This window comes from Ruminococcus sp. CAG:379, from assembly GCF_000434255.1.
Lineage (GTDB): Bacteria > Bacillota > Clostridia > Oscillospirales > Ruminococcaceae > Ruminococcus_F > Ruminococcus_F champanellensis.
In genome coordinates, this window is record NZ_FR894892.1 from 1 (window position 1) to 5,419 (window position 5,419).

Below are 5,419 nucleotides of genomic sequence, written 5' to 3' on the forward strand. Positions count from 1 at the left end.
AACTTTGTATCAAAATTGGGGTGCGAATATGGCGGAGAAAGAGGGATTTGAACCCTCGCGCCGGTTTCCCGACCTACTCCCTTAGCAGGGGAGCCCCTTCACCACTTGGGTATTTCTCCAATGGCAGTGTTGTGTCCTCTCAAGGGTGTTGGCGGAGAGGGTGGGATTCGAACCCACGGTCCCTTGCGGGATCACTGGTTTTCAAGACCAGCTCCTTAAACCACTCGGACACCTCTCCATGTATGGCGGATACACCGATTACATGAATCAGCTTTATTATTTTAGCACAGTCCGCCAATTTTGTCAACCCCTTTTTCGCACATTTTTGATATTTCCGTTTCTTGACTTTCATAGCGAAAGCCTGTACAATAGTATAAGATGCCTGTGCAACAGGCGAAAGGCTCCCTTGCGCAGGCTTGTGCAGTGTGCCGAATCTTTCAGAATTCGAGGATTATACCTATGAACAATAAATGGATACGCGGGCTGCTCCCCCCAGTGGTGATGCTGCTGATTTTCAGCATCTTCTACACCGTCTGCGGCATTGCCCCCTTCGGCACCAAAAGCATTGCCTGGTGCGACATGGAGCAGCAGGTCATCCCCCTGATGCTGGATCTGCGGCATGTGCTCACCGGAGACGGCAGTATGTTCTACAACGGAGGAAACGCCGGAGGCATGAATATGTGGGGGGTCTACTTCTTCTTTGTGGCAAGCCCCTTCTCCCTGCTGGTATGCCTGGTGCAGGAATCCCAGATGCTCACTCTGATGAATCTGCTGGTGATGCTGAAGCTGGCGGTTGCCGCCTGGAGCGCCGGCTGGTATCTGCGGCGTCGGTATCCCACTCTGCGCACCTCCTGGATGCTGCTGCTGAGCCTGACCTACGGGCTATGCGGCTACGGATTGCTGTATTATCAAAACCTGGTGTGGCTGGATCTGCTGTACCTGTTTCCCTTGCTGATGCTCTCTCTGGACGCTCTGATCCGGGACGGAAAAATGCTGGGGTATATCTGCGCATGCAGTGCCTGTGTAGCGGTGCTGTACTATCTGGGTTTCAGCATCGGCATATTCCTTATATTATATGTAGGGCTGCAATATTACTTCATGTCCGATCAGACACGGCGGCAGCAGATCGCCTTCCGGTTCGTGTACGCCAGCGCATGCGCCCTGCTGATCACGGCTGTGATCTGGCTCCCCTCCCTGCTACAGGTCATGGACTCCGGCAGAGTGGGCACCACCATGGAGAAGCTCCGGGAGACTTTGGTGTTCAAAAGCATCGGGGACAAGATCGCCCTGCTCATGTGTACCACCATCTGCCTGGTGCCTCTGTTTTTCCTGTTCGGCAAGCACCGGGCATCCGTCACGCCCCACACCAAGTGGATGTATATGCTCATGCTGATTCCGGTACTGCTGGAGCCGGTGAATCTGCTCTGGCACACGGGCAGCTACCAGTGCTATCCCCTCCGGTACGGGTATATCACCGTGCTGCTGGGTCTGAGCCTGGTAGCGGAGATCCTCACCGCCCAGCCGGCACCGCCCCCTGCCCAGGGTCGGGGACACATCCGGGCTGCTTATGCCATGGTGGGGATTCTGATCGCTCTGACCGTATCCATCGTGATCCTGTGTACCCAGTGGTACAACACCATATGCAGCTACACGGACACCCTTTGGCACAGTGTGGCATCCTTCTTCCTGCTGCTGATCCCTGCGTCCATCGCCCTGTTCGGCTACTACTGCGGCATCCGGTTCTACCGGGAGGGACTCCTGTCCCGGCGGATCCTTACCGTGTCCCTGTCCCTGCTGTTCGCCCTGGAAAGCGGACTGAATCTGTCGGTGTACATTGCCCGTCCCGCTGTGGAGGATACCCTCTACGCCCAGACTCTGAGCCTGTCGGATCTCGCCGATGACCCGGATTATTACCGGGTGCGGATGGAGCGGAAGTACAGCCATGTAAATATGATCGGTGCCATTGGGTACAATACCATCGGGCACTACACCTCTCTGACTGCCTCCCGTACCATGCAGATGATGAAGAAGATGGGGTACAGCTCCTACTGGATGGAGATCGGCACCACCGGCGGCACAGTGCTGTCGGATGCCATTCTCGCCAACCGGTACATTTTCGGCCTGGAGGATGAGTTTGCCCCCTGGCAGACCCTTACCACCACCACAGACTGCGGCTTGAGCCTGGCAAAAAACCAGCTTTGCATGCCCGTAGGCACGGTGCAGTCCGGCGATCCCGCCCTGCTGAACGGTATCACAGGCAATGACCGGATCGCTGACCAGAAGGCGCTGGCAAAGGCATGGTTTGGCACGGACAGCATGATCACCAGCTACGAGCCTACGAAGGAGAGCCACGCCGCCTATGAGTATGCGAACGGCAAGCACAATGTAAATATCGTGGGCGAAAGCGCCGATCACTCCATTTCCTACAGCTTTTTCGTTTCCGGCAGACAGGCACTGTACTTTGACCTGTTCGACACCTGCGAGGGTGCGCCCATTGTATCCGATACCTACGAATCCGTGGCGGTCAGCATCAACGGCCATTTCGTGACCCTGGATTATCCGGAAAAGAAAAGCAACGGCTTGCTGGAGCTTGGGGTGGTGGAGAATCAGAACGTCACCGTCCGGGTGGTACTGCGGCACAATATCTCCGTATCCTCCATGGGGGTATTCGGCATCGACCTGGATGGTATGGAACAGGCGCTGGAGCAGGTCAACGGTGCCTATGTAACGGGCTCCGGCAATGACATTACCGCATCCTGCACAGCGGACGCCCCCTCCTACCTGTACCTGGCGATTCCCTGGGATCCGGGCTTCACCGCCACCGTCAACGGCAAGCCCTGTGAGATCCAGACCATTGACGACTGCTTTATGGCAATTCCGGTAGAGCCAGGCGAAAATCAGATCCAGCTGCATTTCGTGCCCCGGGGCTTTCACTTCGCCCTGGGCATCACCATAGCCGGTACGCTGGCTGCCGTCGGGTATCTGGTGATCCGGCGGATCCGCCGGAAAAAGCCGCCCTTTGCGCCGGAATGGATGTGCAGACTCATGCAGGCAGTGTTCTGGTGCGTGCTGGTGGTATTCTACGCCTGCACCATGATCATCAACATATTCTGACACCAACTGCCGCAGTCTGCGGCAGTTCTGTTTTGAAAGGAGCTTTTCCATGGTATCCATCCTCACCAACCAGGTCGCCATCATGCTGCTGCTGATCCTCGCCGGCATGCTGTGCTACAGGCTGCATCTGCTCACAGACCGGGGCGTCAAGGAGCTGTCCGGCATCGTATTGCAGGTGGTCAACCCCATCGTGATCCTGCTTGCCTATCACCGGGAGCTGGAGCTGCGGCTGGTGCAGAATCTGGGATGGACATTCCTCCTGTCCGCCGTTGCCATGGGGGCAGGCATCGGGCTCGCCACCCTGCTGATCCGGAACAAGCCCGGCAGGGAAACCGCCGTGGAGCGGCTGTCCGCCGTATATTCCAACTGCGGCTTTATGGGGATCCCTCTGGTAAAGGCACTGCTGGGGTATGAGGGGGTCTTTTATCTGACCGCCTTCCTTACCGTATTCAACCTGCTGATCTGGACCCATGGCATCATGTCCGTTACCGGCAGCCGGGATCCCCGTTCCCTGCTGCATGTGCTGCGTTCCCCTGCCATTCTGGCAATCCCCCTGGGCATGATCCTGTTTTTCGGCAGGATCACCCTGCCGGGCTTTCTGTCAGAAACCTTAGAGCAGATTGCCGGCATGAACACGCCCCTTGCCATGCTGGTTGCCGGTGCCACCATCGCCCAGGGCAGTCTGAAGCAGGCACTGCTGCAAAAGCGGGTATATCTGATTGCCGGGTACAAGCTGCTGCTGATGCCTCTGCTCACCATAGGCATGTTCTTTGCCCTGCCCCTGGATCCGGCGGTGTTTACCACTGTGGTTCTGTCCATGGCCGCACCCACCGCTATCACCTGCACCCTGTTTGCGGTACAGAACGATAAAAATGCGGAATATGCTTCACAGATCTTTGCGATAAGTACCGTATTTTCTTTGTTAACTTTACCCGTGGTGGGCGTTTTGTTAGAAGCGATCGAAAAGTAACATTTTAGACACATATAGTTCATAGTATATACACCAGTAGGGTGTTGATATCTGATATAATAAATGTGAACTAAATCAGATTCATAAGCACCAGATTTATAAAAAACAATCTCTGCTGAATGCTGAAAGTCATTACATTTCATTGGCGACGGAATAAACACATATCGAAAATTATATGACAAGGCGGTGCAGAACATGGAACAAAGAGGTATCAGTAAACTTGACCTCAAGCGACAGAATCGGCTTCAGATTCTGCGGGTCGTACACGAAAACGGCGCAATTTCCCGGGTGGACATTGCCTCCCAGCTGCAGCTGACCCGTGCAGCTGTCACCATCATTACAAATGAAATGATCTCCGAGGGCGTACTGCAGGAGCTGGGCGAGGCTCCCATAGAGCTGGATAAGCTCCAGAAAGGCAGAAGAAAGATTCTCATCGGCATCAACGCCACCAACAAGTTCGCACTGGGTGCAACCATCTCCGAGGGCTATGTCAGCGTGGGTCTGTCCACCCTGGATGCAGAGGTGCTGGACAAGGCTATGATGCCCATCGGCGAGGAAACCACAAACCAGGATGTTATGGACTTTATCGTTTCCTCCTGCAATGATATGATTTCCAACAGCTGTCTGAGCAAGAACAAGATCCTTGGTCTGGGCGTAGCTGTAATGCCCAATATGTGGAGCAAGATGCGGATCAGGATCCGGGACGGCGCACTGTACTGCCGCAGGGTGATAGACCCGTTGCAGAAGGCACTGGAGCTGCCGGTGCTTTGCGGGAATGCTGTAGGGCTGCTGGCAATGGCAACCCAGGATCACCGAACCCATGAGGGCAAACGGTTCAATCATATCCTGCTGGCCCTGGGCGAGAAAATCAATCTGGCTGTGCTCAACCAAAACAGTCTGATGTCCGATTACCAGATCCACACGGATCGGGTGGAGCGGATGATCGTGCGTCCCGGCGGAAAGTCATGTCCTGACTATCCGGATGGCAGCGTCAAGGCGGAACTGGCAGAGCATGTATTAATCGAGTCCATCAAGGAGGCATACTCCCAGGAGACCATGCCCTACCTGTACAACGCCACCGGCGGCGACAGAGAGCGCATTACCGAGGAGTTGTTCAACGACGCATACACCCACGGGGACAAGAGCGTACAGGAGATTGCACATTACACCCTGGATACCATGGCTGTGCTCATCAACAACCTGATCTGTGCTCATTATGCCGACAAGGTAGTGCTGCACAACTGCAAGATGAACGAATACTGCTTCGATTATCTGAAGAACAAGCTGGCAGAGCTGTTGGGCGTGGAGGACGTAAACGACATGCTGGAGTTCAGC

At 55.2% G+C, this 5,419-nt stretch carries 3 protein-coding genes and 2 tRNA genes; 3 read left to right on the plus strand and 2 right to left on the minus strand.

Annotation, left to right across the window (positions count from 1 at the left end; genetic code table 11):
• Positions 1-29 precede the first annotated feature (29 nt).
• Positions 30-119 (minus strand) — tRNA-Ser (locus QVO51_RS06055).
• 30 nt (positions 120-149) lie between these two features.
• A tRNA-Ser gene (locus QVO51_RS06060) sits at positions 150-238 on the minus strand.
• A 221-nt stretch (positions 239-459) separates the two neighbouring features.
• Between QVO51_RS06060 and QVO51_RS06065 the strand changes: the two genes are divergently transcribed.
• From QVO51_RS06065 to QVO51_RS06075, 3 genes are all read left to right on the plus strand, one after another.
• Positions 460-3,114 (plus strand): YfhO family protein, encoded by a 2,655-nt coding sequence (locus QVO51_RS06065; RefSeq protein WP_022357649.1) that lies wholly within the window; start codon positions 460-462, stop codon positions 3,112-3,114.
• A 49-nt stretch (positions 3,115-3,163) separates the two neighbouring features.
• A complete protein-coding gene (locus QVO51_RS06070) occupies positions 3,164-4,084 on the plus strand; it encodes an AEC family transporter (protein WP_015559162.1) in 921 nt (306 codons plus the stop codon).
• Between the two features lie 195 nt (positions 4,085-4,279).
• Positions 4,280-5,419: ROK family transcriptional regulator (locus tag QVO51_RS06075; protein ID WP_288167919.1), on the plus strand; the 1,140-nt coding region annotated here is incomplete at its 3' end.